General features: G+C 67.6%; 21 protein-coding genes and 1 pseudogene. 4 read left to right on the forward strand and 18 right to left on the reverse strand.

Going from position 1 to position 23,730, the window contains the following annotated elements:
• Positions 1-34: 34 nt before the first annotated feature.
• Positions 35-904 (reverse strand): hydrolase, encoded by an 870-nt coding sequence (locus tag IB257_RS16715; RefSeq protein ID WP_054450417.1) that lies wholly within the window; start codon positions 902-904, stop codon positions 35-37.
• A 205-nt stretch (positions 905-1,109) separates the two neighbouring features.
• The gene (locus tag IB257_RS16720) at positions 1,110-2,027 is read right to left on the reverse strand and encodes a DUF808 domain-containing protein (protein WP_175159617.1); all 918 of its coding nucleotides are present in this window, start codon (positions 2,025-2,027) and stop codon (positions 1,110-1,112) included.
• A gap of 171 nt (positions 2,028-2,198) precedes the next feature.
• On the opposite strand from IB257_RS16720, the gene IB257_RS16725 reads away from it, so the two are divergent.
• Positions 2,199-2,507 carry a DUF1272 domain-containing protein gene (locus tag IB257_RS16725; RefSeq protein ID WP_119449037.1) on the forward strand — a complete coding sequence of 103 codons (309 nt, stop codon included), beginning with the start codon at positions 2,199-2,201 and terminating at the stop codon, positions 2,505-2,507.
• Positions 2,508-2,532: 25 nt separating this feature from the next.
• Here IB257_RS16725 and ytfE read toward each other — a convergent pair whose 3' ends face one another.
• Positions 2,533-3,213 (reverse strand): iron-sulfur cluster repair protein YtfE, encoded by a 681-nt coding sequence (ytfE, locus tag IB257_RS16730; protein ID WP_054450410.1) that lies wholly within the window; start codon positions 3,211-3,213, stop codon positions 2,533-2,535.
• A 152-nt stretch (positions 3,214-3,365) separates the two neighbouring features.
• Here ytfE and norR point away from each other — a divergent pair, with 152 nt between their 5' ends.
• Positions 3,366-4,889, forward strand: coding sequence for a nitric oxide reductase transcriptional regulator NorR (gene norR / locus IB257_RS16735; protein WP_054450408.1), 1,524 nt, complete (start codon positions 3,366-3,368; stop codon positions 4,887-4,889).
• Between the two features lie 51 nt (positions 4,890-4,940).
• Here norR and IB257_RS16740 read toward each other — a convergent pair whose 3' ends face one another.
• From IB257_RS16740 to IB257_RS16750, 4 genes and pseudogenes are all read right to left on the reverse strand, one after another.
• A complete protein-coding gene (locus IB257_RS16740; RefSeq protein ID WP_054450406.1) occupies positions 4,941-5,909 on the reverse strand; it encodes a tripartite tricarboxylate transporter substrate binding protein in 969 nt (322 codons plus the stop codon).
• A 44-nt stretch (positions 5,910-5,953) separates the two neighbouring features.
• Positions 5,954-6,961 (reverse strand): MDR family oxidoreductase, encoded by a 1,008-nt coding sequence (locus IB257_RS31565; protein WP_370540114.1) that lies wholly within the window; start codon positions 6,959-6,961, stop codon positions 5,954-5,956.
• A gap of 60 nt (positions 6,962-7,021) precedes the next feature.
• Positions 7,022-8,164: pseudogene (locus tag IB257_RS31570) on the reverse strand (acyl-CoA dehydrogenase family protein); the annotation flags it as partial.
• Complete coding sequence (locus IB257_RS16750; RefSeq protein ID WP_175213918.1) at positions 8,161-9,372, reverse strand: CaiB/BaiF CoA-transferase family protein; 1,212 nt, start codon at positions 9,370-9,372, stop codon at positions 8,161-8,163. The gene IB257_RS16750 and the pseudogene IB257_RS31570, both read right to left, overlap by 4 nt.
• A gap of 156 nt (positions 9,373-9,528) precedes the next feature.
• On the opposite strand from IB257_RS16750, the gene gcvA reads away from it, so the two are divergent.
• Positions 9,529-10,440 (forward strand): transcriptional regulator GcvA, encoded by a 912-nt coding sequence (gcvA, locus tag IB257_RS16755; RefSeq protein WP_192352570.1) that lies wholly within the window; start codon positions 9,529-9,531, stop codon positions 10,438-10,440.
• Here the strand turns inward: gcvA and IB257_RS16760 are convergent.
• The 11 genes from IB257_RS16760 to IB257_RS16810 all read right to left on the reverse strand — a co-directional run bounded on the left by IB257_RS16760 (position 10,403) and on the right by IB257_RS16810 (position 22,449).
• On the reverse strand, positions 10,403-11,773 hold the full coding sequence (locus IB257_RS16760; protein ID WP_192492590.1) for an alpha/beta fold hydrolase: 1,371 nt from the start codon (positions 11,771-11,773) through the stop codon (positions 10,403-10,405). The two genes, gcvA and IB257_RS16760, sit on opposite strands and share 38 nt — an antisense overlap.
• 61 nt (positions 11,774-11,834) lie before the next feature.
• Entirely contained in the window at positions 11,835-12,287 is a 453-nt protein-coding gene (locus tag IB257_RS16765) for a VOC family protein (protein ID WP_088138916.1), read from the reverse strand.
• A 23-nt stretch (positions 12,288-12,310) separates the two neighbouring features.
• Positions 12,311-14,539 carry a thiamine pyrophosphate-dependent enzyme gene (locus IB257_RS16770; RefSeq protein ID WP_192492591.1) on the reverse strand — a complete coding sequence of 743 codons (2,229 nt, stop codon included), beginning with the start codon at positions 14,537-14,539 and terminating at the stop codon, positions 12,311-12,313.
• Positions 14,540-14,551: 12 nt separating this feature from the next.
• Complete coding sequence (locus IB257_RS16775) at positions 14,552-15,370, reverse strand: ABC transporter ATP-binding protein (protein WP_054450398.1); 819 nt, start codon at positions 15,368-15,370, stop codon at positions 14,552-14,554.
• A gap of 36 nt (positions 15,371-15,406) precedes the next feature.
• Positions 15,407-16,489: an ABC transporter substrate-binding protein gene (locus IB257_RS16780; protein ID WP_192352567.1), complete on the reverse strand. Its 1,083-nt coding sequence runs from the start codon at positions 16,487-16,489 to the stop codon at positions 15,407-15,409.
• 70 nt (positions 16,490-16,559) lie between these two features.
• Complete coding sequence (locus IB257_RS16785; protein ID WP_054450394.1) at positions 16,560-17,378, reverse strand: ABC transporter permease; 819 nt, start codon at positions 17,376-17,378, stop codon at positions 16,560-16,562.
• Positions 17,366-18,178 carry an ABC transporter permease gene (locus tag IB257_RS16790; RefSeq protein WP_054450393.1) on the reverse strand — a complete coding sequence of 271 codons (813 nt, stop codon included), beginning with the start codon at positions 18,176-18,178 and terminating at the stop codon, positions 17,366-17,368. The genes IB257_RS16785 and IB257_RS16790 overlap by 13 nt, the downstream gene beginning before the upstream one ends.
• A 79-nt stretch (positions 18,179-18,257) precedes the next feature.
• Positions 18,258-19,247, reverse strand: coding sequence for an alcohol dehydrogenase catalytic domain-containing protein (locus tag IB257_RS16795; protein WP_054450392.1), 990 nt, complete (start codon positions 19,245-19,247; stop codon positions 18,258-18,260).
• 24 nt (positions 19,248-19,271) lie between these two features.
• A complete protein-coding gene (locus IB257_RS16800) occupies positions 19,272-20,045 on the reverse strand; it encodes an SDR family NAD(P)-dependent oxidoreductase (protein ID WP_192352566.1) in 774 nt (257 codons plus the stop codon).
• Between the two features lie 7 nt (positions 20,046-20,052).
• Positions 20,053-21,366 carry a histidinol dehydrogenase gene (gene hisD, locus IB257_RS16805; RefSeq protein WP_054450388.1) on the reverse strand — a complete coding sequence of 438 codons (1,314 nt, stop codon included), beginning with the start codon at positions 21,364-21,366 and terminating at the stop codon, positions 20,053-20,055.
• A 30-nt stretch (positions 21,367-21,396) separates the two neighbouring features.
• Positions 21,397-22,449, reverse strand: a complete 1,053-nt coding sequence (locus tag IB257_RS16810) for an ABC transporter substrate-binding protein (RefSeq protein ID WP_054450387.1) — start codon at positions 22,447-22,449, stop codon at positions 21,397-21,399.
• Positions 22,450-22,670: 221 nt separating this feature from the next.
• On the opposite strand from IB257_RS16810, the gene IB257_RS16815 reads away from it, so the two are divergent.
• Positions 22,671-23,723: a substrate-binding domain-containing protein gene (locus IB257_RS16815; RefSeq protein WP_054450386.1), complete on the forward strand. Its 1,053-nt coding sequence runs from the start codon at positions 22,671-22,673 to the stop codon at positions 23,721-23,723.
• The last annotated feature ends 7 nt before the right edge of the window (positions 23,724-23,730 follow it).

Genomic DNA, 23,730 nt, shown 5'->3' on the forward strand with positions numbered 1-23,730 from the left:
CCGCGGATGCCCGCAAGCGCCGCGTCCGCCGGTCTCAGTTGTCTTCATGTCGCAGCTTGCGCAGGGCGGAGGCCAGGAAGTCCTGCACCTGGCCCACGCACTTCAAGCCGTCATGCGGCACGTTTTCCACCACGTCCAGCACCGCGTTCACGCCTTGCGCTTCGAACGAACGGCGCAGCGACTCCAGGCGCTCCGGGCGGGTATTGCCGGCCGAGTTGGCGCCGGGCATGAAGAACTTTCCGCCTTCGCGGTGAGTGATTTCCCAGGTTTCCAGGTCGGCCTTGCCCACGATCATGTGGACCGCCACCTGCTTGAGCGCTTCGATGTCGATGCGCTTGCCGAAACGGGTCTCGGCATCGCGCACGCCCACCCACCAATCCTGGCTGGGATCCAGCAGCGTGACCGAGCCCGGCGCGCCGATCGACACTGCCCACAGGCTTTCCGGGTGCAGGTAGGCGAATCGATTCACGAACTGGCCGCCGCCCGAATAGCCGAACAGGCCGAACTTCTTGAAGTCGCAGCCGAACTTCTCGCCCACTTCCGCCACCATGTCCAGCAGGATCTCGTCGTAGCGGATGTTGCCTTCGCGCAATTGCTTGAAGCCGTCGCGATTGCCGTCGCCCAGCGGGCTCACGGGGAACAGCGGGCACAGCACGATGCAGTCGTTCCAGCGGGCGAACTCGGCGAACGCGTCGCGGTATTCCACGAAGGCGCGGCCGGTGCCGTGCATGATCACCACCAGTTGCATCGGATGCCTGGCGCTGTCGATGTGCGGCGGGACATAGGTGCAATAGGAAAAGCGCGGATCGGAGCGGGCGGCGAAGACGGTGCTGTGGCCCAGGTCGTACATGGCCCGCGCGCGGGCGGCGTCGGGCTGGATGGCAAGTGCTGCGTTGGACTGCATGATTTCCTCGTTTCCATGGCCATGGAGGCCGATGGTCTGTGCCGGTGGTCAAAATAATGATCACATAAATTGGCGCCAATTTTAGGCGCACGTATTCCGGCCCAACAAGGCAGGGGATTCCCTAGGAACGTAAAAAGGGAGCGCCGCGGCGCTCCCCTGGATGGCTCGGGGCGCGTCCCGCCGGGCGGGACGACGCCTGCCCGCTTCAACCTTTCTTGAACAACCGCTTGGCGAGGCTGACCGCCCCCAGCACCACGGCTCCGGCCACGATGCCGAACAAGGCGTTGAGCAAGGTGGCCGTAAGCGCCTGCACCACCCCGCCCCCGCCGACCGCGGCGGCGGCCTGATCGACCGCGGCCTGCACCGGCGGGATGCCGTGAGTCAGGATGGCGCCGCCCACCATGAACATGGCGGCGGTGCCAACCACCGACAGCGTCTTCATCAGATAGGGCGCCGCGCCCACGATGCGCCGGCCCAGCCAGGCCATGGCCTGGGACGACTTCTGGCTGAGGTAGAGGCCCAGGTCGTCGAGCTTGACGATGCCGGCCACCAGGCCGTAGACCCCGACCGTCATCGCGATGGCGATGACCGATAGCACCAGCACCTGACGGGTGAAGTCCGCATCCGCCACCGCCCCCAGGCTGATGACGATGATTTCCGCCGACAGGATGAAGTCCGTGCGTATTGCGCCTTTGATCTTGTCGCGCTCGAACGCCACCATATCGACCGAGTCGTCCTGCAGGGCTTCGGCCCGCGCGGCGTGATTGCCTTCGTCCGAATCGCCGTGCGGCAGGAACTTGTGCGCCAGCTTCTCCACGCCTTCGTAGCAGAGAAAGGCCCCGCCCACCATCAGCAGGGGCGTCACGGCCCAGGGCGCGAAGGCGCTGATCAGCAGCGCCGCCGGCACCAGGATCAGCTTGTTGATGAAGGAGCCCTTGGCCACCGCCCAGACGACCGGCAGTTCCCGGTTGACCGGCACGCCCGTGACCTGCTGGGCGTTCAATGCCAGGTCGTCGCCCAGCACCCCGGCCGTCTTCTTGGCCGCGACCTTGGTCATCACGGACACGTCGTCCAGGATGGTCGCGATATCGTCGAACAGTGCAAAGAAGCTGCTTCCAGCCATCAAGAATCCCCTGTGCCTCGAAAGGATTTTCGAGTGTACAGGCGGCAGCCGCCCGCCAAGCGTAACCAGCCTGGCCGTTTTCACTTCTTTTCTGTCCGTAATGCCAATGGCGCCGCCGGCCATCCCGGCCTACCCTGGCGCCAGAACCCGACACTCGCCCCAGGAGGCCACATGCTTGCCTTGCGACCCAGCTGCGAACACTGCGATGCGGCGCTGCCGCCAGACTCCACCGCCGCCCGGATATGCAGCTTTGAATGCACCTTCTGCGCTGCCTGCGCCGAAGGATTGCTGGGCAATGTCTGCCCCAATTGCGGCGGCGGCTTCGCGTCCCGGCCCGTGCGCCCGGCCAGCGACCGCAAAGGCGGGAATTTCCTGGGCAAGTACCCAGCCAGCGCCGAGCGCAAGCACCGCCCGGTCGATCTGGCCGCGCACGAGGCCCTGCGGCGCAGCCTGGACGGCATTCCGCCGGAACGCCGCTAGCTGTTGCGGCGCCCGGACGCGGACACTAGCTGCGCGCGTGCGCCGCCGGACTGGCCGCGTTCTCGAACAGGATGTTGTTTTCCAGGTGGATGTGCGCCATCAGGTCTTCCTTGAAGGTGCGCAGCCCCAGGTACAGCGCCCGCCAGGTGTTGCAGGCGGCGCGCGGCAGCGTGATGTCGTGGGTCAGCGCCAGCAGCCGTTCCAGCGCCACGCCGTGGTCGTCGTGCTCGGCGCGCATGACCATGATGGGCATGCCGGCCATGGCGCCATGGCCGCGCGCCAGCATCGGGAACAGCACCTGTTCCTCCTTCTGCATATGGCTTTCCAGTTCCTGCTGCATCACGCGCAGGTGATCGGCCAGGCCGGTCGGGCAGTCCGGGCTGTCGGCATGCACCTGCTCCACCTTCAGCGCCAGCCGGATCAGCTCGGGCAGTTGCTGGCGATGCACCTCGTGGTAGCGCGCCAGGATGTGATCGACCAGTTCGGCCGGCGAGGCCAGCCCCCAATCCGTCTCGTGGGACGGGCTGCGCGCCAGCTCCATCAGGCGCGCCTCGATCTGCGCCGCGTCCAGCGAGCGCTGGGCCGCCGCCTCGGCCAGGCTCTTCTTGCCGCCACAGCAGAAGTCCAGCTGGTACTCATGAAACACCTGCGTGGCGCCAGGGATGCTGCGGGCCAACTGCCCCAGGGATTGCTCAACCATGCTCATCGCGTCTCTCCATAGTTCGTGACGGGTACAGAAAGCAATGCGAAATCCGTGCCAGGAAAAACTTGCTATTTATCAATGAACTGCAAATTAAAGGGTGAATATCACCCTGCAAACGTGAGGTTTAAACCACCCAGAACGGTAAAATTCACCCCATGCAAAACCTCCTGCTTGCCGATCTGGTCGCCGACCTGCCCCCCGCCGTCCGCCTGCAGCGGCTGGTGTCCAGCCTGCGCACGCATTTCCGTTGCGGCGCGGTGGCGCTGCTGCAACTGGAGGAAGACCATCTGCGCCCCATCGCGGTCGACGGCCTGACGCAAGATGCCCTGGGCCGCCGCTTCGCCGTGCAGCAGCACCCGCGGCTGGCGGCCATCCTGGCGCGGCGCGGCGTCACCTGTTTCCACCACGACAGCACCCTGCCCGATCCCTATGACGGCCTGATCAACGGCATGGCCGGGGAACCGCTGCCGGTGCACGACTGCATGGGCACCAGCCTGCACATCGAGGGCCGCCCCTGGGGTGTGCTGACGCTGGACGCGCTGGAAGTCGGCACTTTCGACGCCGAGGCCCAGTCGGACTTGCGCGACTACATCGTGCTGCTGGAAGCCGCCTTGCGCACCACGCGCCTGGAAGCGGAAATCCGGGCGCTGCGCGTGGCGCGCGGCGCCGAACCGGCCGACAGCGCCGTCGCCGACAACAACGAGATCCTGGGACAAAGCGAAGCCATCGGCCGACTGCTGCATGAGATCCAGGTGGTGGCGGACTCGGAGCTGCCCATCCTGCTTCTAGGCGAGACTGGCGTCGGCAAGGAACTGTTCGCGCATCGCGTGCACCGGCTCTCCCGCCGTCGCGACAAGCCGCTGGTGCACGTGAATTGCGCGGCCCTGCCCGAATCGCTGGCCGAGAGCGAACTGTTCGGCCACGCCAAGGGCGCCTTCTCGGGCGCCGTGGCCGACCGCCCCGGCCGCTTCGAGGCCGCCAACGGCGGCACGCTGTTCCTGGACGAAGTGGGCGAACTGCCGCTGCTGGTGCAAGCCAAGCTGCTGCGCACCTTGCAGAACGGCGAAATCCAGCGCCTGGGCGACGACCGTCCGCGCCGCGTCGACGTGCGCATCCTGGCTGCCACCAACCGCAGCCTGCGCGACCTGGTGCGCGCCGGTGATTTCCGCGCCGACCTCTATCACCGGCTGTCGGTCTATCCCATCCCCATTCCGCCGCTGCGCGACCGCGGCAATGACGTGCTGCTGCTGGCGGGCCGCTACCTGGAACTGAACCGCGCGCGGCTGGGCCTGCGCAGCCTGCGGCTGTCGCCCGAGGCCGAGGACATGCTGCGCCGCTACCGCTGGCCCGGCAATGTGCGCGAACTTGAGCACGTCATCAGCCGCGCCGCGATCAAGGCCGTCAGCCACGGCGCCACGCGCAATGAAATCGTGACGCTGGGCGCCAAGCTGCTGGACCTGTCCGACGGCGACATGCCGCTGGCCGCGCCGCAGGAGGATGCCGACGCGCCCGCCGGTCCAGGCCAGACGCTGCGCGAGGCGGTGGACGCCTGCCAGCGCCAGGCCATCCGCCGGGCGCTGGAAACGCACCAGGGCAACTGGGCCCATGCGGCGCGCGCGCTGGGCGTGGACTCCAGCAATCTGCACAAGCTGGCGCGACGCATCGGGCTGAAGGGCTGAGGCGCGGCGTGGGGCGCCGGCAGCCCCCGCAGCCCTGCCCATGCCAGGCCGCTATTCGATCTTTATGCCGGTGTCCTGTATCAGCTTGCCCCAACGCTGCGATTCGGCCTGCACGCGCTGTTGAAATTCCTCCGGCGAGCTGGACACGATGTTGAAGCCGCCCTGCTCCATGCTGTCTTTGACCTGCGGGGTCGCCAGCGTGTCGCGCAGCGCCTGCTGCACACGCTTGCGCACCTCGGGCGGCAGGCCCGCCGGCGCCAGCATGCCAACCCAGGAATAGGCTTCGAAGCCGGGCACCAGCGTGGCGATGGGCGGCACGTCCGGCAGCGCGGGCGCGGGCTGGGCCGTGCCGATGGCCAGCGCGTTCAGGCGCCCGCCCTGCACGAAGCCAACGATGGTCGGCAGGCTGGCGATGACCACGTCCACCTCGCCGCCCAGCACCGCGTTGAACATCGGGCCGCCCCCGCGATAAGGCACGTGCGTCACCTTGATGCCCGTGCGCGCCGCCAGGGCGGCCAGGTTCAGGTGATTGGAGCCGCCCACGCCTGAAGAACCGTAGTTCACCTGCCCCGGATGCGCGCGCGCATAGTCCAGGAACTGCTGCAGGGTGGTGATGCCGGTCTTCTTGGCCGTCAGCAGCACTGCGGGCATGGTGCCGATCAGGCTGATGTAGTCGAAGGACTTGATCGTGTCGTACGACAGATTCTTGTACAGCGAACCGTTAACCGCGTGCGAGTCGAAAGCCAGCATCAGCGTGTAGCCGTCGGCCGGCGCGCGCGCCAGCTCGGCGGTGCCGATGGTGCCGGACGCGCCGCCCTTGTTGTCGACCACCACGGTCTGGCCCAGCTTCTGCGACAACACGGGCGCGATGTTGCGCGCCACGTAATCCACCGAGCCGCCAGGCGGAAACGGCACGATCAGCCGCACCGGCCTGTCCGGATACCCCTGTCCCCATGCCGCGCCAGCGGTGGCGCAAAGCGCCGCCGCAGCGATGACGGAACGCCATCGTTGCTTCATCATGCCCAGTCTCCTTTGGTGGTATGCGGGTCGCTATGCTGCGGCCCTTATCGATTCACGTCGACGACGATGCGGCCGCGTATCCTGCCCTCCAGCAACGGCGCGGCGGCGGCCGCGATTTCCGACAGGCCCAGCTCCTGCGTATTGGCCTCCAGCATGCCGCGCGGCAATTCATCGGCCAGCCTGCGCCAAGCCTCCGCGCGCAGCGCCATGGGCGCATACACGCTGTCCACGCCGATCAGCGTCACCCCGCGCAGGATGAACGGCGCCACGGTGGCCGGCAGGTCCATGCCCTGGGCGAGTCCGCAGGCCGCCACGGGCGCGCCGTACCGCATGCCGGCCAGCACGTTGGCCAGCGTGTGACTGCCGACGCAATCGACCGCCGCCGCCCAAGCCTCTTTCTGCAGCGGCTTGCCCGGCGCCGACAACGCGGCGCGGTCCAGGATGCCGCTGGCGCCCAGGCTCCGCAGGTAGTCCGCTTCCTGCGGACGTCCGGTGCTCGCCGTGACCGTGTATCCCTTGCCCGCCAGCAGCGCGATGGCGACGGTGCCGACGCCGCCGTTGGCGCCTGTCACCAGCACCGGCCCGCCTTCGGGCGTGGCGTTGTGGCGTTCCAGCGCCATCACGCACAACATGGCCGTGTAGCCCGCCGTGCCGACGGCCATGGCCTGGCGGGCATCCAGGCCCGCCGGCAAGGGCAGCAGCCAGTCGGCTGGCACGCGCGCGGCTTGCGCCAATCCGCCCCAGCGCGTCTCGCCCAGGCCCCAGCCATTGAGCAGCACCGCGTCGCCCGGCTTGAAGCGCGGATCGGCGCTGCGGCGCACGGTACCGGCGAAATCGATGCCAGGCACCATGGGAAAACTGCGCACCACCGGCGACTTGCCGGTGATCGCCAGGGCGTCCTTGTAGTTCAGCGACGAGTACGCCACCTCCACCAGCACTTCGCCCTCAGGCAGCTCGTCTTGCGCGATCTGTGTCAGGCGCGCCTGCGTGCCGCCGTCCTCGCCTCGCGTCAGCTTCAAGGCCTGATACGACATTCCTTCCTCCCTGTGCATCGTTGCGCCAGCCACCGTGGCAGGCGCCGTCCCTGCGAACCGCAAGGCCAGGCCGGCCGCGATACGCTCGTTCATCATTTCGGTGGTGCCGTCGGCAAAACACAATGCCTTGGCCGCCAACAGCCGCCGTCCCATGCCCTGCGCCGGCAGCAAGCCCGTTGCGCCCAGGGCCTGGATGCAGGCGGAGACGCCGTCCAGGCATTCCTCGCCGGCGTATTTCTTGGCCATGGCCGCGGCCGGGACCGCCTCGTCCGAACCGGCATCGATCAGGCCCGCGGCGCGGTCCGTCAACATGCGCAGGATCTGCAGCCGCATCGACACGTCCGCCAGCGACCAGCGCAAACCCTGCTGTTCGATGATGGGGCGGCCGAAAGCCTGGCGCGCGGACGCGTGGCGCACCGCCAGCCTCAGCGCGCTGTCCAGCAGGCCCGCCGCCATCGCCGCGATGTGCGTGCGCGCCTTGTTCACGCCGGCCAGCGCCATTTGGAAACCCTGGCCCGGCGCATACAGCATGTCGCTGTCCTCGGCCCGATAGCCTTCCAGGCGGATGCCGGCGATGCCGGCCGCCCCCAGGCCTTCCAGCGCCGCGCCCGTCAGACGCAGGCATTGCGACGCACGCAGGTCGACGATGAAGCAGGCGATGCCGGCCGGCCCGCGCGCCGGATCGGTCTGCGCGAACACCAGCGCCAGCTCGCCGCCCGCGGCGTTGGCCACCCAGGCCTTTTCGCCGTCCAGCACCCACCCGCCTCCATCCTGCCGCCGCGCCCGCGTGGCGATGGCGGCGAAATCGCTGCCCGCGCGCGGCTCCGACATGGCGGTGCCCCCGATCAGGTCGCCCGCCAGCAGCCCCGGCAGGTAACGCTCGCGCGCCGCGGCGCTGCCATGTTCGGCAATGCGCAAGGCCACGTTGTGCTGATTGATGAACGCGAAGGCGAAGGCAAAATCCGTCGCCGCCAGCGTCTCCGCCGCCCGGGCCCGCATGCGGTAGGACAGTCCCAGCCCGCCGTCCCGCGCCGGGATCTCGATGCCGCCATATCCGCGCCGGCATGCGTCGCGGATCTGGACGCCGGCCCAATCCTGCGCGCCGCTGCCCGCCACGGCCAGCGGCGCTACCGCCTCCTGCGCAAACGACGCCAGGCCGCGCAGCAGCGCGCGCTCGTCCTCGCGCAAGCCTGCGTCGCGCTCGTCCGCGGCGGCGGTCATTGCATTGCTCCCGCTGTCGCGGCGCCAGTCCGGATCACGCCCGCCGCCTGCAAGGCGGCCAGGCTGGCGTCGTCATAACCCGCCATGGCGCGCAGCAACGCCTCGGTGTCCTGCCCCAGGGCAGGCGGATAGTCCAGCCGCGGCTGGCCTGCGAACTTGAAGGGATTGCCGAGCATGCGCACGGGCTCGCCGCCTTGCGGCCTGGCCACCTCTTCCACCATGCCGCGCGACGCCGCCAACGGATGCGCCAGCGCCTCGTCCACGCCCAACACCAGCGCGGCGGGCACGCGCCGCGCCTCGAAGATATCCAGCCATTCTTGCGCGCTGCGCGCGCCGATGGCGCCTGACAAGGCCTCGGTCAGCGCATCCACGTTGGCCACGCGCGCCGCGGGCGTGGCGTAGCGGGCGTCCGTGGCCAGTTCCGGCAGCCCGATCGCGGCGCACAAGGCCTGCCAGAACGCATCGCCGGTGGGCGCCAAGGCGATCCAGCGCCCGTCCGACGTGCGGTAAATGTCGCTGGGCGCGATCATGCCGTGACGCGCCCCGCTGGCGCGCGGCACGGGACCGCCCTGCAGATAGCCCTGGGCCTGCCAGGTCAGCATGGCCATCTGCGCATCGAACAGCGACACCTGCACCTGCTCTCCCACGCCGCTGGCCTGCGCCTGCACCAGCGCAGCGGCGACACCCAGCGCCAGGTACAGCCCGCCCGCCAGATCCGCCACCTGATAACCGACGCGCACCGGCTTGCCGCCGGCCTCCCCCGTGATGCTCATCAAACCCGACATGGCCTGCAGCATCAGGTCGAACGCTGGCGCGCCTGCATAGGGACCTCGGTCGTCCAGCCCGATCAGCTGGCCGACCACGATGCGTGGATTGATTGCGGCCAGGGTGTCGTGATCCAGTCCCAGCCGTGCCGGCACGTCCGAGGCGAAGCCATAGATCACCGCATCCGCCTCGCGCACCAGATCCTGGAACGCCTGGCGGCCCAAAGGATGCTTCAGGTCCAGCGCCACGCTGCGCTTGCCCCGGTTCACCGACAGGAAGAACGGCGAATCCTGCACGTCGGAAACGGGAGGCACCGAGCGCGCGTAATCGCCGCCCACCGGTTCGACCTTGATGACCTCGGCACCCAGTTGCGCCAGCAATTGGCCGGCAAACGGCCCGCCCAGCACCCACGTCAGATCCAGTATGACCTTGCCCTGCAGCATGCCTGCTCCCTTTCCGGTGAGTTAAATTCACAGCGTGTTCCGGGACGGCATCCGCCGCCCCGATTTCCCGGTATGCAACCTTGCGGCGTATTCCAGCACGGGGCGGACGCCGGGGCCAGGCATCATTTCTAGCGACTGTTGTGAGGTAATTTCACAATGAAACCCAGACTGCCGCCGCTGACGTCCATCCGCGCCTTCGAATCGGCGGGCCGCCAGTTGAGCTTCACCCAGGCCGCGGACGAGCTATCCGTCACGCATGGCGCCGTCAGCCATCAGATCAAGGCGCTGGAAGACTGGTTGGGTGTGAAGCTGTTCCGCCGCCTGGGCAAGAAGATCGAACTGACGGATCAGGGCCGGCTCTATCTGGACACCATCAGCCCGGCGCTGGACGCCATCGCCTCGGCCTCGCGCAGCCTGCGTTCGCGCGAGGTGCTGCGGGTCAATGCCCTGCCCACCTTCACCATGCGCTGGCTGTTTCCCCGGCTGGCCCGGTTCCGTGAGCAGTATCCCGAGGTGGAGGTGGAGATATCCACCGGACTGGAGCCCTTCAGCCGCCTGCCCGCGAATCTGGACGTGGTGATCCGGCGCGAGGCCGAGCCCACCCCCGGCCTCTACAAGCGCCGAGTGCTGAACGAGAGCTTCTTTCCCGTATGCGCGCCCGGCCTCCTGCAGCGGCTGCCGCTGGAACGCATCACAGACCTGTCGCGCCACACCTTCCTGCACTGCCGCGCGCGGCGCAGCGCCTGGAACGACTGGCTGGCCAGCGTGCAGCACAGCCGGGTCGTGCCGGCCGAATCGCTGGAGCTCGAACACCTGTACTTCGCCCTCCAGGCCGCACTCGACGGCCTGGGCATGACCATAGGCTATTCATCGCTGGTGGCCAGCGACATCGAGGACGGCCGGCTGCTGGCGCCCTTCGGACCGCTGACGGTGCAGTCGCCGGGCTATTTCCTCATCATCCGCGAAGAGCGCCGCCACGACCGCTTACTGAAGACCTTCTGCGACTGGCTGATGGTGGAAGGCGAACGCTTCAACAAGCATATGGAGACCCTGGTGCCTGGCGGGTGAAAGCCTCCAACACGATATCCGCCACCAGCTTGCCGGCCTCCCATTGCGGCATGTGGCCGGCATCCGGCAGCAGGTGCAGCGCGGTCCTGGCCGGTGCGTTCAGCGCGTGGCGCCATGGGATGACGGCGTCGCGCCGGCCGTGGATCAGCGTGCAGCGGCATTGCAGGCTGGCCAGGTCGGCCGCGATGCTCAGTTGCTGCACGCCGTTCCAGCCTACTTCCCGGCATAGCTCGATCAGGGGCTCGCGCCGCGCCTGCGTGCTCTGGCGCAGGGCGTCGATGAAGTTTCCCGACGGCGTCATGCCGGAGACGGTGAGTTTCTGCAGCTCGCGCTGTGCCGCTTCGTTGGTGCCGGCATGCGTCATGCCCGTCAGAAAGCTCTGGTCGATTTCAGTGCCCAGGCCGACCGGCGCGATCAGCACCAGGCTGTCCACGGCCATGCCGGGGCGGGACGCCGCCCGGGCCGCCACCGCTGCGCCAAAAGAATGGCCGATCAGGTTCACGGAGCCGATGCACTGGGATGCGACCGTGTCGGCCACCGCATCGACGATATGCTCGAAGCGCGTGGCCTGCGAACGCGTGGCGCCATGGCAAGGAAGATCCATCGCCAGCACGCGCAGTCCGGCGCGGCTGAGCGCATGCGCCAGGCTGGCCCAGGCGTCGCGATCGCCGAACATGCCGTGGATCAGCACCGCCGTCTGGCTGTCCGGACGGCTCCCCTCCCACACCGTGAACCGTATCTCGCCATGGCGGGTAGCCGCCCAGTCCTCGCGCTTTGCTCCTGGCGCGCCGCGGGCCAGCATGCCCTCCCGTCCGTTGCCGCTTGCCAGGCCGACATCCGCCACCGTCACGCGACCGTTGGGCCCGGTCCCCGCAACCGCGTCCAACGCGATACCGCGCTCGGCCGCGACGCGGCGGGCGGCAGGGGTGGCGAACTTGCGCTCTCCTGAAGGCTGCGCGAGTGGACGCACCAACGACGGCGACGCCGCCGGCGCCCGCGCGGCGGCCGGGGCGGCAGCGGCCGCCGCAGGCGTTGCCGCTGTGGGTTGAGCCGGCACGCCGGCCGCACTCGCCGCCGGCGCAGCCTCGCCTTCCATCTGCACGCGTGCGATCACCGTATCCGCGTTGACGATGCCGTCCACCGCGACCAGATGCTCCACCATGATCCCGTCGTCGTGCGCGGGCACCTCGATGATGGACTTGTCGGTCTCGATTTCGACCAGCACGTCCCCCGTCTTGAAGGCCTGGCCAGGCGCCACGATCCAGGCGACCAGGCGGGCGGCGTCCAGGGCCTCGCCCGTCGGCGGGACGACCATATCCAGCGTTCTCGTCATGCTTGTTCCTCAGAAGATCGATGCGCGCGCCCCGGCCGGCGGAGCGTGACGCAGCGCGGCGTCAGGCCGCCGGATTCATGAACTGGATGAACTCCGTGATGGCGCCTTCAGGCTCCATCAGATAGAACACCTTGGTGCGCCCTTGCCGCATGACGCGCGGCGAAGACACGCTTTCATAGCCGGCGCGCGTGGCCTGCTCGTATACGGCATCCACGTCCTCCACCTCGAACGCCATGTGGCTGTAGCCGAAATCGCATTGGCGGCGCGGCTGCCTGTCGCCGTCCGGCGTGTAGTACTTGAACAGTTCCACCCGGTGTCCGCCGTGGCGCAGCATGGCCCAGCGTATGGTCGCGCCCGGCAGGCCGACCACTTCGCCCAGCGCAGGCTCGCTGCGGTGGTCCATCTCGCCCTCCAGCTCGAAGCCGAGAAAGCCGGTGTAGAAATTGCGCGCGCGTTCGAAATCATTGACGCAGACAGCCGTGTGATGCGTGGCAAGCAGTTTGTCTTTGAGCATTTTTCTCTCCGATGGCGTCCGGTTCAGCGGGCGCCGCCGCGGCGGCTGTCCATGGATTTCAGGGCCGTCTCCACGGCCTGCGCGTCCGCCAGCGCGGCGCGCTCCAGCACCTTGGAGACCACGGGCGAGGAATTGGCGCCCGTGACGTGCACGATCTCGTGGTCCAGCCAGTCGAACAGCCTCGACTGCGCCTCGCTCGCGACCCGCGAGCCGATCGAGGTGCCGCGGGTAGTCTGCTCCACGATCATCAGCGCCTGCGTACGCATGACGCCGGCCGCGATGGTGTCCCAATCGATGCCCAGCGGATCCAGCGTGCGCAGGTCTATCACCTGGGCATCGATGCCCGTGCGCTCCGCCGCCTGGCAGCAAACCTCGACCATGACGCCATAGGTCAGGATGGTGCAGCGCGTGCCCTCACGCGCCACCCGAGCCCGGCCGATGGGCACGATGTAGTCCCAGTCCTCGGCCGGCACCTTGCCCAACGTCTTGAACAGGTCGTTGTATTCCACCATCAGGACCGGATCGTCGCAGCGCAGCGCGGCATTGAGCAGGCCGATGTAATCGTAGGGACGCGACGGCGCCAGGATGCGCCACCCTGGATACTGGGCAAACAGGCCACTGGCGTCCATGGAATGCTGCGAACCGTAGCCGGTGCCCGCCGTGACCCGGCTGCGCACCAGCACCGGCACCGCGAACTTGCCGCCGAACATGTGGCGCACCTTGGCGATCTGGTTGAACAGCTGATCCGCCGCCACCAGCGCGAAGTCGGGGTACATGATCTCCACCACCGGCCGCATGCCGTTCAACGCCGCGCCCAGCGCCAGGCCGGTGAAGCCGTTCTCGCAGATGGGCGTGCCGATGAGGCGTTCCGGAAAATGGTCGCCGATGTCCTTGGTAGCGCCAGCCGTGCCGCCTTTCAGGCGATGCACATCCTCCCCCAGGATGAAGATGCCGTCGTCGCGCTGCATGTTCAGCAGCATGGCGCGCGAAATCACGTCCTGGAACTTGGCGTCCGCCAGACTCGCTGGCGTCTGCTCCTCCAGCTCGATGGCGCGCTGACCCGCGAGTTCGCCCAGGTTGCCGCGGATGCCGCTGTCCACGCTGGCCGGGTCCGGCCACAGTTCGGGCCGGATGCGTTGCGCCGCCTCGTCGCCGTAGTGCTCCAGCAGCCGCCCTAGCGCGCCGTCTATCAGTTCTTCCGCGCGGCGCTCCAGGCGGGCGATGCCGGCATCGTCGATCAGACCCAGCGACTTCAGCTGCTCGGGAAACGTCGAAATGGGATCGCGCGCGCCCCAGGCTTCTTCCTCGTCCTTGTCGCGGTAGCGGAAGGCGCTGCCCTTCAGCGCGCCCGACTGGTGCAGGTAGCGGTAGGTCTGCGCCTCCAGCAGCACCGGCCCGCCGTCGCGGCGGATGATGGCCCGGGCTTCCTGCATGGCCAGGCGCGCAGCGACCACGTCCATGCCGTCGAACTCTATCGCCGGCACGCCCAGGGACAGGCCGCGCGCCGACAAGCGGGTTTCGCGGGTCTGTTCCGACACGTGGGTGGACACGGCGTACAGGTTGTTTTCCACGAAGAAAATGGTGGGCGTGTTGTAGAGCGCCGCAAGGTTCATGGCCTCGTAGGCCGCCCCGCTCTGCATGGCGCCGTCGCCGAAGAAGGCCACCGACACATGGTCGCGGCCGCGCAGCTTGTCGGCAAAGGCGTAACCCACCGCATGCGACGGATTGCCGCCCACGATGGCGTTGGACCCATAGATGCCGGCCTCGGGATAGCGCAGATGCATGGAACCGCCACGGCCGCCGCAATAGCCAGGCGTCAGGCCCAGGATCTCGGCATAGGTCCGGTAGACCACCTCACGGTGCGAATCCAGCGTTTCCGAGTCCAACGGCGAATAGTCCGCCGATGTGGCGTGGTTCAGCGCCTTGGCAAGAAACTGGTGGTGCATGCGGTGGGTGCCGTTGATCTTGTCGGCCGACTCCAGCGCCGACATGGCGCCCACGGCGGCGCCGTCCTGGCCGATGCTGGAATGCGCCGGACCATGCAGGATGCCGGCCACGCTGAGCTTCAGCAGCTTTTCTTCGAAGCGCCGGATCAGTATCAACTGCTCCAGCATGCGGACCATCTCGCGCGGCGCGATGGCCCCCGCATCCGCGGCGGTGGCGGTAAGCCGCCACCACGGCGTGTCGGTGTGCAGGGCGGCAAGCCGCGAGGGTTTCGCGGCAGGCGCCGCGCCTTCATTGATGTGCTTCATCTACGCTTCCCTTCAGTGAGCCGCGGCCAGGGCGGCATCCAGCGGTTCGGTTTCCTGCGCCCGCAGCAGCTTCCAGATGTGCGTGCGCAGGTGCACGAATGCCTCCATGTCCATCACATCCTCGATCCGCTCCATGCTGTCCCAGTCCTCGCGCTTGCGCACGTCGGCCACGTTGATGATTTCCTTGATCTGTCCCGGGCGGCCGGTCAGCACCACCACGCGGTCGGACAGATACACCGCTTCTTCCACGCTGTGGGTGATGAACAGCACGGTGCGCGGATTGAGGCGGGACAACTTGACCAGTTCTTCCTGCATGACCACGCGGGTCTGGGCGTCCAGCGCGCCGAAGGGCTCGTCCATCAGCAGCACGTCGGGATCCAGCGCGTAGCTGCGGGCGATGGCCACGCGCTGCTGCATCCCGCCGGACAGCTGGTGCGGATAGGCCTGCTCGTAGCCCGCCAGGCCCATCAGTTCGATGTAGCGCGCCACGGTCCGCGCCCGCGCCTCGCGCGAGGCGCCCTTGCACTTCAAGCCGAAGCCGATGTTCTCGGTCACGGTCTTCCAGGGAAACAGCGCAAACTGCTGGAACACGACGGCGCGGTCCGGTCCCGGTTCCTCGACTTCCTTGCCACCCACCCGCACGCTGCCGGCCGAGGGAAACTCCAGGCCGGCTGCCATGCGCATCAGCGTGGTCTTGCCGCAGCCAGACGGTCCGACGATGGAAACGAACTCCCTCTCGCCCACCTCGAAACTCACGTCGTCCAGGGCCAGGAAGCTTTCCCCGCCCCGGCTGAAAGTGCGCTGCACCCGCTCGAAAGTAATCTGACTCATGCTTGCGTTCCTTTGTTGAGAGCCGCGGCCGCCGGCTTACCGGGCGACATCGGCGACGAAAGCCCTGAGCTTGGGATCGTCCTGGATCATCTGCAGATACTTGCCCGTGACCATGGTCTTGGGATCAGGGATCTTCTTGACCACGCCCACGGACACCATGAATTCCCCCACGCTGTTCCACCACTCCACGATCTCCGAGGACCCGCCGGGGCCCGGCGCGAACAGCTTGGCCTGCTCCGCCAGGTCGAAAGCCGGACGGTCGCGCAATTCCTGCGCCAGGTACTTGTCGGGGAACTTCACGCCCACGCTGCCGAAAAAGGCTTTCAGATACGCCTTGGCCTCCTCGGGATGCGCGCGCTGCCAGGCCACCGCGCGCAGGTAAACCGCCAGGAAGCGGGCGACCTTGTCGGGATGCTTCTTGGCGAAGGCCGGCGTCGTGAACAGGTAGCTGTGGATAGGCATTTTCAGCTCGGCGCCAGTACAGATCACCTTTGCGCCTATGGCCTCTTCCAGGATGTAGGTGTTGGGCGCCCATACCGAGGAAATGTCGTACTTGCCGCTCATTACCGCGGCATTGATGTCGGGCGGCGACAGGTTCACGAAGCGGTAATCGTCGGGCTTGAGGCCGAACTTCTGTGACAGGCATTGCGCCGCGCCCCACTGACCCGTGGAGTTGCTGGTGACCGGAATGGTCTTGCCCTTGAGCAGCGCCGGGTTCTTGAGGTACTCATCCGCCCGGTCCTTGGTGGCCATCAGCGTGATGATGGCGGCCTCGCCGTCGGCGATGCCTATGGTCTGCAGGCCGTACTTCGACGCGCCCAGCAGCGACGGAATATTGCCCGCCCCGCCCACGTCCCATGAACCGGACGCGCCCGCCGCGATTTCGACCGCGCCGGAAGCAAAGGTCGAGATCTCAGGCTTCAGGCCCACCTCCTTCCACCATCCCTTCTCGCTGGCGATGTACCACTCCAGCGCCCACCGCTGTGGCTGCTGCCCGATGCGGATGGTGAACAGTTCCTCGCCCGCCGGCGCGGCCTGGGCCGTCGCCTGTCCGGGTCCCCCCAGCCAGCACCCGATCACGAGCGCTGCCAAGGCCTTGAGGCCTTTGTAGTGTTTCATCTGTCTCTCTCCAGTATGAAATGACGCTGCCTGCACTGCCTGCCTGTACTCCCTCCTTTTTTTCCCCGGGTCAGCGCGACCAGTCGCGCTGCACCCTGCGCTGCAAGGCGCGCATGCCGTAGTCGATACCCGCGCCTATCAGGCCGATGGTGATCATTCCGCTGATCACGATGGCGGGTTCCAGATTGCTGCCGCCCTGCACGATCATGTAGCCCAGCCCGGTCGAACCCACGATCAGTTCCGCGCCGATCAAGGACTGCCAGCCGAACCCCGCGCCGACCCGGATGCCAGCGACGATGTGCGCCAATGCGGCCGGCAGCAGGATTTCCGTCAACGTCGCCCAGCGCCCAGCCCCCAGCATCTGGCCGGCCTCGATCAAGGCGCGATCGATCTGCCTGGCGCCGCGATAGGCGTTCAGTACACAGGGCGCGAAGGCGCCGGCGAATATCACCAGGGTGGGCGACAGGAAGCCCGTGCCGAACCAGAAGATCGCGAACGGCACCCAGGCGATTGGGGGAATGAAGCGGAAGGCTTCGAACACCGGCGTCACCGCCCAATCCAGCGCCTTGAAACGCCCCATGAACAAGCCCAGCGGGACACCAAGCAGGACCGCGATGGAGAAGCTGATCAGGAATTTCTCCAGGCTGGCCAGCAGATGCATCTGCAGCACCGAGCCCGCATAGGGTTCGCGCGTGTGCTCGGCCATGCTGCGCAGCACCGTCAGCGGTCCAGGCAGGAAGGCCGGCGATACCAGGCCCAGCCCGGACAGCAATGCCCAGCCGCCGAACAAGGTGGCGATGCCCAGCGCCGGCATCAGCCAGCGTTCGAGCACGCGGCGCGACACGAGGGCGTGCGCGCGCGACGGGCCGGCGCGGTTCAGGCTTTCCATGGCATCACCTTGCGTTCGACCTGCGCCAGCAGGGCCGACATCAGCATGCCCATGCCGGCCACGGCGGCCATGGCCACCACGATCATTCCCGAGTTCAGGTCGCGGGTGGCGATGATCAGCACGTGGCCCAGGCCGACGAAGGAGCCGACCAGCTCGGCCGCCACCAGCACCATCCAGCAAGCCTGCAACGAGGTCCTCAGGCCCGTGAAGATGGCGGGCAACGCGCCTGGAACGATGACGTCCAGCAGCATCAGGCGGCCCGCCGCGCCATTGACGCGCGCCGCCTGGAGCAGCGTGTCGTCGATGTTGCGCACGCCGGTGTAGGTATTGATCACGGTCGGCGCGAAAGCTGCCAGCCAGATGACGAAGACCTTGGCGCTGGTGCCCAGCCCGAACCACAGGATGGTCAGCGGAATCCAGGCGATGGGCGCAATGGGACGGACGATCTGGAACACCGGATTGACGTAGGCCTCGACCAGCCGGTTCTGCCCCATCAGGATCCCCAGCGGCACGCCCGTCAGCGCCGCCGCTGCAAACCCGTACAGCACCAGTCCGGTGCTGGCCACGATGTGCTGCCACAGCGTGCCGTCGGCATAGCCGTCCCCTGCGATCTCCAGTAGTGCGTCCCAGGCATCGCTGGGCGACGGCAGCTGCACCGGACTCAACAATTCCAAAGGGCCGGTGGCCAGGTACCAGGCCAGGAGCAGCGCCGCGACCGACGCGCCGCTGACCAGCCAGCGCAGGGACAGGCGTCGACGCACCGGCGCGGGTGGAGGGGCGGGAGGCCTGGCGACGGTCATGGCGGCACTCCGATCGAGCGGGGCCAGGGCGGCCGGTACGCCCCCGACGACGGGCGGGGAAAGAGGATGGCGGGCCATGTCAATGCGTCCTCAGCACGATCTTTGCCGACGCCGCGCGTCCGCCATCGAGGTCAGAGAAAGCCCGCGCGCCCGCGCCCAGTTCGCGCTCCTCGATCCAGGACAGGTCGCCGAAGACGCCGCGATGCAGCGCGTCCACCGTGGCGCGCAGATCCGCGCTGGTGTAGGTATAGGCGCCGATGAGGGTGATCTCCTCCAGCGTCAGCCGCCGCATGTCGATCTCGCTGGCCCAGTCCTGCAGGCCGATGTGCAGCATGACGCCGCCCGGCTGCACCGCGGCCAGCGCCGCGGCGCGCGTGAGCTTGCCGCCTACCGCGTCCACCACCAGTTCATATGCGCCCGGTTCTGGTGCCGCCTCGCGCGGATCGAAGGCCGTGCAGCCCGCGTGCTGCTGCGCCGAAGCGCGCCGCAAGGGATTGGTCTCCGCCAAGCTGACGCGGCAGCCCTGGCTGCGCAGCAGCAGCGCCGTCAGGAGGCCTATGGCGCCGCCGCCCACGACCAGCGCGCGGGCTTCGGCCAACGGCCGGAACAACGCCCGCTGCGCCAGCGCCACGCCGTGCAAGGCCGTGGCCGCGGGTTCGGTCAGCGCGGCCGCGGCGGCCGGCATGTCCTGCGGCACGGATATCAGGCAGCGTTCGGGTATGGCCATGAACTCGGCGAAGGCGCCGGGACGCGTCATGCCCACCATGCCGCGGTTGCGGCAGAGATTGTTGCGGCCCTGCACGCAGAAATCGCACTGGCCGCAGTGGATCAGCGGATTGCCGGTGACCCGCTGGCCGGCGCGGCTGCCGCCCACCAGCGTGCCGACGAACTCGTGGCCCAGGATCAGCGGCGGATTGCGGCGGGGATCATGCCCATGGTAGGCATGCATGTCCGAGCCGCAGATGCCCACGGCCTCGATGCGCAGCAGCGCATCGCCGTCCGCTGGTGCGGGATCGGGTTCATCGCGGAAGGTCAGCTGGCCGGGCGCGGTGTAGACAAGGGCTTTCATGGCGAGGCTCCATGGAGATGCCGGTCAGCGGGCCGAAAAGCCGCCGTCTATGAACAGGGTCTGCCCGGTTATGTAGGCCGACGCCTCGCTCGCCAGGAACACTGCCGCGCCGTGCAGGTCTTCCAGCCGGCCATTGCGGCCGATCATGGTGCTGCCCGCCAGGGCCTGCACGCGGGCCGGGTCGCTCATCACGGGCGCGGTCAGCGGCGTCTCGAAGAAGCCCGGCGCGATCGCGTTGCAGGTGACTCCGTGGCGCGACCAGTACTCGGCGATGGCTCGGGTCAGCTGCATCAGGCCGCCCTTGGACGCGCCATAGGGCGCGCTGTCAGGAAAGGCGCGCACGCACTGCAGCGAGGTAATGTTGATGATGCGGCCCCAGCCGCGTTCGCGCATGGCCGGCGCCAGCGCGCGGGTCAACAGGAACGGTGCGGTCAGGTTGATCGCCAGCGAACGGTCCCAATCATCGTCAGCCGTGTCCTCGAAGGACTTGCGCACATTGATGCCCGAGGCATTGACCAGGATGTCGGGCGCGCCGAAAGGTTGCGCCGCGCGGTCGGCAAAGTCGCGCAACGCATCGCGGTCGGCCAGATCGCAGGGCAACGCGCGCGCACGCAGGCCTTGCGCTTCGAATTCGCTGGCGGCGCAAGCCAGCTCGTGCTCGCGCCGCGCCACCAGCAACACGCTGGCGCCGGCCCGCGCCAGCGCCAGGCCAATGGCCTTGCCTATGCCGGAACTGCCGCCGCTTACCAGCGCGACGCGGCCGTCGAGGTCGAACAGGCGGGACATGTCATTCTGCATGATGGCTTTACTCCCGCACGGGTTCGCCCAGTTCGAAGGACTCTTTGGGGAAGTACTTGGCCAGGCGGTCGTCAGCCGTGCGCGCATGCGCTTCCATGCCTTCCAGGCGCGAGATCCGCGCCGTCACCTGGGCGGTGTCACGGCTGGCCTGGCGCGTCATGCGCTGCCAGGTGACGGTCTTGATGAACTTGTGCACGGATAGGCCGCCCGAATAGCGCGCCGCGCCCTTGGTGGGCAGGATGTGGTTGGTGCCGCTGGCCTTGTCGCCGAACGCCACCGTGGTTTCCTCGCCCAGAAACAGCGAGCCATAGCAGGTCAGATGCCGGAACCACCAGTCCAGGTCTTCGCAATGGACCTCCAGGTGTTCGCTGGCGTAGCGGTCCGAGACCTCGACCGCCTCTTCGCGCGTATCGCACAGCACCACCTCGCCGTAGTCGCGCCAGGCGGCGCCGGCCGCGTCCCTTGCGGTGGGCGGCAGGGCCGCGATCAGTTCGGGCACTTGCTTGAGCACCGCTTCGGCCAGCTTGCGGTCGGTGGCGATCAGCCAGGCCGGTGACTCGTGGCCATGCTCGGCCTGCCCGACCAGATCCGAGGCGACGATAGCCGGGTCCGCCGACGCGTCGGCGATGATGCAGACCTCCGAAGGTCCGGCGAACACGTCGATGCCCACGCTGCCGAAGAGCATGCGCTTGGCTTCCGCCACGAACTTGTTGCCCGGCCCGACGATGATATCGGCCGGTTTGCCGGTGAACAGGCCATAGGCCATGGCGGCGATCGCCTGCACGCCCCCCAGCGTCATCACGGCATCCACGCCCGCCACCTGCATGGCATACAGCACTTGCGGATGTATGCCCTCGCCGCGGTACGGCGTGGAGCAGGCGATGACCATGGGCACGCCGGCCGCCTTGGCGGTGGCAATACTCATGTAGGCCGAAGCGATGTGCGCGTAGCGCCCGGTGGGCACATAGCAGCCCGCCACGTTGACCGGTATCAGGCGCTGGCCCGCGACCAGGCCCGGCGCGAGTTCCAGCTCGAACTCGCGCACCGAAGCCATCTGGGCCTGCGCGAACTTGCGCACCTGGCCGGCGGCGAACTCGATGTCGCGCTTGATGCCGTCGGGAATGGACGCGGTGCGCCGTTCCATCTCGGTGGCGCCGACCAGGATGTCCCCCTCCCATTTATCCAGCCGCCGGGCGTAGTCGCGCACCGCGGCCTCGCCGCCCGACTTGATGTTCGCCAGCATTTCGGCGGCGACCTCGCGCGCGGCGGCCTCATTGGCCTGGGGCTGCCTGGACGCGGACTTGAGCTTGCTTACTGCCATGGTATGGCCTCGCGGAAGAATGGATGAAGCTCAGTTGGTCTTGTTGGCGAAAGTCTTGAGCGCCGGGGTCTGGTCGACGCGCTTCATGTAGTCGTCCGTGATGTAGGCCTTGGGGTCCGGCACCTCGGTGAGCGTGCCCACGCTCTTCAGGTAGCCCGACAGCGCCTCGTAGGCGTTGTCCAGCGTGGACTTGCCGCCAGTGCGCGACATCAGCTTGAGCTGCTCGTCGAGCGTGAAGATCGGCCGTTCCAGCTCCTGTCCCAGGTAACCGTCGTTGAGCTTGATGCCGTTGGCCTGGAACAGCTTGCGCAGGTAGCCCATGGCTTCCGCCTTGTTGTTCTTCTCGAAGCTGACGGCCCGCAAGTACACCGCCAGGAACTTGGCGACCGCGTCCGGATTCTGCTGGGCGAATTCACCGCGGGCCACCAGCGCGCCAGGAATCATCACGCCCGCGTCCTTGCCGCTGCACACGACTTCCGCGCCGATCTGTTCGTTGAGCGTATAGAAATTGGGCGCCCAGGTGCCGGCCAGCATGCCGTTGCCGCCGGTGTAGGCAGACACTAGCTGCGCCGGGGCCAGCGTCACCACGCTGACATCGCTGCGCTGCATACCCCATTTCTTCAGGCAGGCCATGGTGGCGTATTCGCCCGTCGAGTTCGGACTGAGGAGGATCTGTTTGCCCTTCACTTCCTTGGCCGCGTTGCTGCGCACGGCGGCGGCGTTTTCCTTGCGCGCCATCACGCCGTTGGCGGTCGATTCGTCATTAGTGACGCCGAGGGTCACGATGCCATAGCGCTGCGCGCCCAGCACCGCGGGCGGCGACCCCGTTCCGCCCACGTCCCAGGACTTGGATGCGGCGCCGGCAATCTGCTGCGCCCCCGCCGGATACACCACGAACTCCGGCTTCAGGCCGGCTTCCGCCCACCAGTTCTTTTCCGTAGCGATGTAGATCGGCAGCGCCCAATAGGCAATCTGGTAGCTGACCTTGATGGGAGTCGGCGTCTGGGCCGACACGGACGGGCTCAACAACAAGGCGCCCAGCGGCGCCAGGCACAGACCCAGGATGCGGGGGATTCTCGACATGCTTAGTCTCCGATAGTGGATTCCGGTCTGCATGCGCGAGCTGCCGCGACATTCCCCGGATAGCAGGCCCGAATCTGCGTTCGGGCTCGTTTTTTGAAAGCGCATACAAAGAATAAGCGCGGAAGAATCTCGTTCAACCCCGAGAAAACCCTAGAGATAGACCATAGCGTTTCAATAACTGTATATTCACACCATCAAATTTCTGAAAGCGCTTTCAAAATATGAAGCGAAAGTCGGCTCCCCTATCCGGGGACACCCTGAAGTCCATCGCCGCCGCCGGCGGCATCTCGTCGGCAACCTTGTCGCGGGTGTTGAACCACCCGGAAAAAGTGCGGCCCGACCTGCGCGCGCGCGCCATGGCCCTGCTGGCCGAGGCTGGCTACGTGCCGCACGGCGCAGCCCGTTCGCTCGCTTCCCGCAAGACCCGGACCATGGGCGCCATCATCCCCACGGTGGACAGTGCCCTGTTCGCCAAACTGGTCGACGGCATGCAGCAAGCGATCCACGAACACGGCTATCAGCTGCTGCTGGCCAGCACCAACTACAGCCCCGCGCGCGAAGCGGGTGAAGTGCGCGCGCTGATCGAGCGCGGCGTGGACGCCATGATGCTGGTCGGGCGTAGCCGCGACCCGGAACTCTACGAACTGCTGCACTCCAAGGGCATCCCCTTCGTCACCACCTGCCATTACGACGCCGCCGATTCCTGGCCCATGGTGGGCTGGGACAACGCCGCGGCTGCGCAGCGCATCGCCGACTACCTGCTGGACATCGGCCACCGCCGACTTGGCGTGATCGCCGGCATCTCCAAGGACAACGACCGCGCCGCCGACCGCGTCGCCGGCTTCACGCGCGCCCTGACGCGCCGCGGCATCGAACTGCCGCCGCAATACGTCATCGAAAAGCCCTACACCGTGCCCGAAGCCCGCCGCGCCATGGCCACCCTGCTGCGCCTGCCCGAGCCGCCCACCGCGGTCATGTGCGGCAATGACATCCTGGCCTATGGGGCGCTGCAGGAATGCCTGTGGCAAAACCTGCGCGTGCCCGAGCAGATTTCGATCACGGGCTTCGACAATATCGAAATGGCGGCCCATTGCCGGCCCGGCATCACCACCCTGAACGTGCCGGCCTTCGAGCTGGGCCAGCGCGCCGCCCAGATCCTGCTGGCCGCCGATGCCGACACGCCGCCCGAAAACGTCTGCATCGAACTGGAATTGATCGTCCGCGACACCACCGCGCCGCCGCGCAGCAGCACCAGTGCGCGGCTAGGCCGCTGACCACAAC

This window comes from Achromobacter sp. ACM03 (assembly GCF_014851665.1).
In the GTDB taxonomy this organism is placed as follows: domain Bacteria; phylum Pseudomonadota; class Gammaproteobacteria; order Burkholderiales; family Burkholderiaceae_B; genus Achromobacter; species Achromobacter aegrifaciens.

What these genes read in the sequence shown, in the direction of transcription:
- IB257_RS16715 (WP_054450417.1), bottom strand. Translation starts at nt 904, where the DNA reads ATGCAGTCCAACGCAGCACTTGCCATCCAGCCCGACGCCGCCCGCGCG.
- IB257_RS16720 (WP_175159617.1), bottom strand. Translation starts at nt 2,027, where the DNA reads ATGGCTGGAAGCAGCTTCTTTGCACTGTTCGACGATATCGCGACCATC.
- IB257_RS16725 (WP_119449037.1), top strand. Translation starts at nt 2,199, where the DNA reads ATGCTTGCCTTGCGACCCAGCTGCGAACACTGCGATGCGGCGCTGCCG.
- ytfE (WP_054450410.1), bottom strand. Translation starts at nt 3,213, where the DNA reads ATGAGCATGGTTGAGCAATCCCTGGGGCAGTTGGCCCGCAGCATCCCT.
- norR (WP_054450408.1), top strand. Translation starts at nt 3,366, where the DNA reads ATGCAAAACCTCCTGCTTGCCGATCTGGTCGCCGACCTGCCCCCCGCC.
- IB257_RS16740 (WP_054450406.1), bottom strand. Translation starts at nt 5,909, where the DNA reads ATGATGAAGCAACGATGGCGTTCCGTCATCGCTGCGGCGGCGCTTTGC.
- IB257_RS31565 (WP_370540114.1), bottom strand. Translation starts at nt 6,961, where the DNA reads ATGCACAGGGAGGAAGGAATGTCGTATCAGGCCTTGAAGCTGACGCGA.
- IB257_RS16750 (WP_175213918.1), bottom strand. Translation starts at nt 9,372, where the DNA reads ATGCTGCAGGGCAAGGTCATACTGGATCTGACGTGGGTGCTGGGCGGG.
- gcvA (WP_192352570.1), top strand. Translation starts at nt 9,529, where the DNA reads ATGAAACCCAGACTGCCGCCGCTGACGTCCATCCGCGCCTTCGAATCG.
- IB257_RS16760 (WP_192492590.1), bottom strand. Translation starts at nt 11,773, where the DNA reads ATGACGAGAACGCTGGATATGGTCGTCCCGCCGACGGGCGAGGCCCTG.
- IB257_RS16765 (WP_088138916.1), bottom strand. Translation starts at nt 12,287, where the DNA reads ATGCTCAAAGACAAACTGCTTGCCACGCATCACACGGCTGTCTGCGTC.
- IB257_RS16770 (WP_192492591.1), bottom strand. Translation starts at nt 14,539, where the DNA reads ATGAAGCACATCAATGAAGGCGCGGCGCCTGCCGCGAAACCCTCGCGG.
- IB257_RS16775 (WP_054450398.1), bottom strand. Translation starts at nt 15,370, where the DNA reads ATGAGTCAGATTACTTTCGAGCGGGTGCAGCGCACTTTCAGCCGGGGC.
- IB257_RS16780 (WP_192352567.1), bottom strand. Translation starts at nt 16,489, where the DNA reads ATGAAACACTACAAAGGCCTCAAGGCCTTGGCAGCGCTCGTGATCGGG.
- IB257_RS16785 (WP_054450394.1), bottom strand. Translation starts at nt 17,378, where the DNA reads ATGGAAAGCCTGAACCGCGCCGGCCCGTCGCGCGCGCACGCCCTCGTG.
- IB257_RS16790 (WP_054450393.1), bottom strand. Translation starts at nt 18,178, where the DNA reads ATGACCGTCGCCAGGCCTCCCGCCCCTCCACCCGCGCCGGTGCGTCGA.
- IB257_RS16795 (WP_054450392.1), bottom strand. Translation starts at nt 19,247, where the DNA reads ATGAAAGCCCTTGTCTACACCGCGCCCGGCCAGCTGACCTTCCGCGAT.
- IB257_RS16800 (WP_192352566.1), bottom strand. Translation starts at nt 20,045, where the DNA reads ATGCAGAATGACATGTCCCGCCTGTTCGACCTCGACGGCCGCGTCGCG.
- hisD (WP_054450388.1), bottom strand. Translation starts at nt 21,366, where the DNA reads ATGGCAGTAAGCAAGCTCAAGTCCGCGTCCAGGCAGCCCCAGGCCAAT.
- IB257_RS16810 (WP_054450387.1), bottom strand. Translation starts at nt 22,449, where the DNA reads ATGTCGAGAATCCCCCGCATCCTGGGTCTGTGCCTGGCGCCGCTGGGC.
- IB257_RS16815 (WP_054450386.1), top strand. Translation starts at nt 22,671, where the DNA reads ATGAAGCGAAAGTCGGCTCCCCTATCCGGGGACACCCTGAAGTCCATC.